This window comes from Colwellia sp. F1 (genome assembly GCF_056238625.1).
Genome location: NZ_JBWDLI010000035.1, coordinates 1 through 4,787, shown reverse-complemented (window position 1 = coordinate 4,787; position 4,787 = coordinate 1). Strand labels below are relative to the sequence as shown.

3 protein-coding genes are annotated in these 4,787 nt (G+C 46.6%); all 3 read left to right on the top strand.

Annotated elements, in window-relative coordinates; all coding sequences use genetic code 11:
- On the top strand, window positions 1-931 hold a 931-nt coding region (gspC, locus tag AC0UA9_RS16655), incomplete at its 5' end, for a type II secretion system protein GspC (protein WP_475661770.1).
- A 76-nt stretch (window positions 932-1,007) separates the two neighbouring features.
- The gene (gene gspD / locus AC0UA9_RS16650; protein WP_475661768.1) at window positions 1,008-3,161 is read left to right on the top strand and encodes a type II secretion system secretin GspD; all 2,154 of its coding nucleotides are present in this window, start codon (window positions 1,008-1,010) and stop codon (window positions 3,159-3,161) included.
- 32 nt (window positions 3,162-3,193) lie between these two features.
- The gene (gene gspE / locus AC0UA9_RS16645; RefSeq protein WP_475661772.1) at window positions 3,194-4,777 is read left to right on the top strand and encodes a type II secretion system ATPase GspE; all 1,584 of its coding nucleotides are present in this window, start codon (window positions 3,194-3,196) and stop codon (window positions 4,775-4,777) included.
- The last annotated feature ends 10 nt before the right edge of the window (window positions 4,778-4,787 follow it).

The window sequence follows — 4,787 nt, the reverse complement described above, 5'->3', positions numbered from 1 at the left end:
AGCAAAATTACCGCATAAAAAAATAGCACAAGCGCTGAGTCTTGGCTTGTTAATTTATATTGCTTTTATTTTAGCTAAAATCACATGGTTAATTGTGCCTAGCACTAGCCAAAGCGTTGGGCATGAAAGCGCAGCAAGGGTTGCGGTTGCCCAGCAGGCATCAACGGCTAAAACACTTGATTTGTCAGCATTACAATCGTTAAATTTATTTGGTGAATACAACCAACAAGCGCCAAGCCAAACGGTTGAGCAAATTGCCTCGGCACCTGAAACGCGGTTACAATTAACCTTGTCGGGGTTAGTAGCCAGTGACGACGTGACTATTGCCGCGGCTGTCATTGAGCATAACCGCAAGCAAGCCACCTATGGTATTGACGATATTATCGAAGGCACGCGTGCCACCCTTGAACAAGTGTTGATTGACCGTGTTATCATTAAGCAATCTGGGCGTTTAGAAACCTTAATGCTAGATGGCGCAGACTATAACCAACCGGCGCAAAGTGTTACGCACAAACAGGCCAGTAAACAAGCAGCAAAAACCTCAGAGGTTAGCGGGCCTAAGGTGTCAGCGCCTCAGGGCAAGGCCAGTGTTGTTGACCAACGCACTAACGACAAACTAAAACAAGCAGCGGCGCAGTTACGCCAAGATTTACAAAACAATCCCGGTAAAATAACCGACTACCTTCGCATTGCGCCTGCACGTAAAAATGGGCGCATAGCGGGTTATCGTTTGTCACCGGGTAAAGACCCAACATTTTTCAAGATGTCGGGGTTAAAAGCAGGCGATGTTGCCATACAAATGAACGGGCATGATTTATTAGTGCCACTTGAAGCAGCACAAGCAATGTCAGCGTTAAAATCCGCGCGAGATATTGCCTTGTTAGTAGAGCGCGATAACGGGCTGATTGAAGTGTTGTTTAGCATTGAATAAGCCGGGTGTTAACTCGCCATAGTCATTTTTGTTTTTTACATTTGTTTTAACATAAAACACTCATAAGGAATTTTTCATGGGCACCACCTTAAACGCCATTGCGGTTCAACAAATACGCCGCAAGTTTAAGCAACTTAAAGCATTGGGTTTGGTTGTAGTGACGGCAATCAGTTTTAGCGGTATTTTTGCCATCGGCCAAGCCAGTGCTGCTGAGTATTCGCCAAGTTTTAAAGACACAGAAATTGTTGAGTTTGTTACCATTGTGGGTAAAAACTTGAAAAAAACCATGATTGTCGACCCTAACGTGCGCGGTAAAATCAATGTGCGCAGTTATGACTTGTTAACCGAAGAGCAGTATTATCAGTTTTTCTTAAACGTGTTAGCGGTGTATGGTTTCTCTGCGATTGAGCGTGAAAACAACATCATTAAAATTATTCGCAATAAAGACGCTAAAACATCCGCTATTCCGGTGGTTGACGGTAACAGCAGCATTGCGGGTGATGAAATGGTGACCCGCATTGTGGAAGTTAAAAACGTCACCGTACGTGAGTTAGTGCCACTTTTACGCCAACTGTCTGACCAAGCCGGTGGCGGTAATGTGACAAACTACGACCCAGCCAATGTGATTATGTTAACGGGCACCGCGGCCACCGTAAATCGTTTGGTCAATATCATTGAGCGTGTTGACAGAGCCGGTGACCAAGATGTTGAAATTATTAAACTCCAATACGCCTCGGCCGGTGAAATGGTACGCATCTTAGAGGCCATGAATAAGCCGGATAGCGGCAAAGCCGGACAACCAACCTTTTTAATCCCTAAAATTGTAGCAGACGACCGCAGTAACAGTGTTATTGTTAGTGGTGAAGTTAAAGCCCGTGAGCGCGCTGCCCGTTTAGTTAAACGCCTTGATAACGAGCTTGAAACCAGCGGTAACACCCGCGTGTACTACCTGAAATACTCCAAAGCCCAAGACTTAGTCAAAGTGTTGAATGGGGTCAGTAAAACCATTGCTTCTGAAGGGGGAGCGACCAATAGCCGCACCAAAAGCAACACCAGCACCGAAACCAGCATTGAAGCCCATGAGTCAACCAACACCTTGGTGATTACTGGCCAACCTGACATGTTGCGCTCATTAGAAGGCGTTATTCGCCAACTTGACGTACCACGGGCACAAGTACACATTGAAGCTATCATTGTTGAAGTATACGAAACAGACGGTGTACAACTGGGCGTGCAATGGTACAGCGAAAGCGGTGGTTTTACCCAATTTACTAACGGCATTGCGCCAAGCACCGGCATTGCAGGGGCGCTAAAGTCGGCCGAAGGCGAACAAGGCACCACGGTCATTAAAGAAAATGGCGACACCGTCGTTAACCCAGACACCAATGGCGATTACACCCTATTAGCACAGTTACTGGGTACGGTCAGTGGCGGCATGTTTGGGGTAATGAAAAACGACTGGGGCGCGATTGTGCAAGCGGTGAGTGCAGACACTAACTCAAATATTTTAGCCACGCCAAGTATCACAACAATGGATAACGAAGAAGCGTATTTTTTAGTAGGCCAAGAAGTGCCGATTATTACCGGCTCACAAACGGGCAGCAATAATGCTAACCCTTTCCAAACCGTTGACCGTCAAGAAATCGGTATTAAGCTATTGGTTACCCCACAAATTAACGAAGGTGACAGCGTACAACTTACCATTGAACAAGAAGTGTCGTCGGTGAGTGGCGCAACCGGGGTCGATATTTCCATTAATAAACGTGAAATTAAAACCACGGTCATGGTTGAAAGTGGCCAAACGGTTATCTTGGGCGGATTAATTGACGAAGACGTTCAAGAGAGCGAGCAAAAAGTGCCACTGCTGGGCGACATCCCTATTCTGGGCCATTTATTTAAATCTACCTCTACCAGCAAACGCAAGCGTAACTTAATGGTCTTTTTAAAACCCAAAATTATCACTGACGCCAACATGATGCACAACATGGCAAAAGATAAATATAACTTTATGCGCGCTGAGCAAATCCGTAAACAAGAAGAAGGCTTATCGTTAATGAATGACGAGCACCTGCCTATTTTACCACAATGGAATGACCAACTGGCTTTGCCACCGTCGTTTGAACAGTATCAAGCCACATTGCAGCAAGAGAAAGACGCCAACGCCACCCAAAAGGCTGTTGATAACGCCGTGGCTTCTCCTGCAGCCACTCCGAAAGAGACACAAGAATAATGTCAAGCGATGTAACTCAAGACAAAGACGCGCTGCTTGACAGCGTCGACAGCTTAGTGGAAGACCTCGTCAGCCACGCGCCTGCTGAAGGTGATGACACAGGTGAAACCTTAAGTGAGGCGCTTATCGAAGTGGCAGAAGAAACGTCAGTGGCTTGGCGCTTACCTTTTGCCTTTGCCAAGCGTTACAGCGTCTTGCTCAGCAAAGAAGACGAGCACTATGTGTTATATTGCCTGGCAGACATTAGTCTAGACACCATACTTGAAGTACGCCGTATTATTAAAGCGCCGTTTAGTTTTAATGTACAAACCGTGCCAGCCTTTGAATTACTGCTGACCCAAGCCTATCAGCGTGACTCCTCTGAAGCCCAACAAATGATGGAAGACATTGGCAAAGAAGTAGACCTCTACTCCCTCGCCGACGAAATGACGGAAAGCGAAGACTTACTCGAAAATGAAGACGACGCCCCCATCATTAAACTTATCAACGCCATGCTCAGCGAAGCAATCAAAGAAGGGGCCAGTGATATACACATTGAAACCTTTGAAATGGCACTTAAAATACGCTTTCGGGTTGACGGCGTGTTACGCGAAATATTAAAACCAAACCGCAAGCTCGCCTCCTTATTAGTGTCACGTATTAAGGTCATGGCGAAACTGGATATCGCGGAAAAACGCATTCCTCAAGACGGCCGCATCTCACTGCGCATTGGTGGCCGCGCGGTCGACGTACGTGTTTCAACCATGCCAACCGGCCATGGCGAGCGCGTGGTATTAAGGTTATTAGACAAAAACGCCGCCCGACTCGACTTAGCAGAGCTTGGCATGACCAATGACAACCGGTATGCTTTTAGCCAATTAATTGAAAAACCGCACGGTATTATTCTAGTGACCGGCCCAACCGGCTCAGGTAAAAGTACCACCTTGTATGCGGGCTTAACACAAATTGATGAAAAAGAGCGGAATATCTTAACGGTTGAAGACCCAATAGAATTCGCCATTGAAGGGATTGGTCAAACCCAAGTAAATACCAAAGTTGACATGACCTTTGCCCGCGGCCTACGCGCAATTTTACGACAAGACCCGGATGTGGTCATGGTTGGTGAAATACGCGATTTAGAAACCGCGCAAATAGCAGTACAAGCGAGTTTAACGGGCCACTTGGTGTTATCAACCTTACATACCAACACCGCCGCAGGGGCGATAACCCGTATGGAAGACATGGGCGTAGAGCCCTTTTTACTGTCGTCAAGTTTGCTTGGGGTACTGGCACAGCGCCTAGTGCGCACCCTTTGTCATCACTGTAAAGAAAGCCACCTACCCAATGAAGAAGAATGCAGTTTACTGGGGTTACCAAGCGACACCCAAGAAGTGATTTATCGCGCCACAGGCTGTAGCGAATGCAAACATAAAGGCTATCGCGGCAGAACCGGCATACATGAATTATTAATTGTTGATGACAATGTACGAGAATTAATACACAACGGGCAAGGCGAGCAAGCCATAGAAAAACACATTCGCACCAACACGGCTTCCATACGACGAGACGGCTTTGACAAAGTCATGGCAGGGCAAACCACACTGGAAGAAGTATTGCGCGTAACAAGAGAAGATTAGTGTCGCAATG

Bases quoted from the DNA above. Each gene is read 5' to 3' on its own strand.
- gspD (WP_475661768.1), top strand. From the start codon at position 1,008: ATGGGCACCACCTTAAACGCCATTGCGGTTCAACAAATACGCCGCAAG.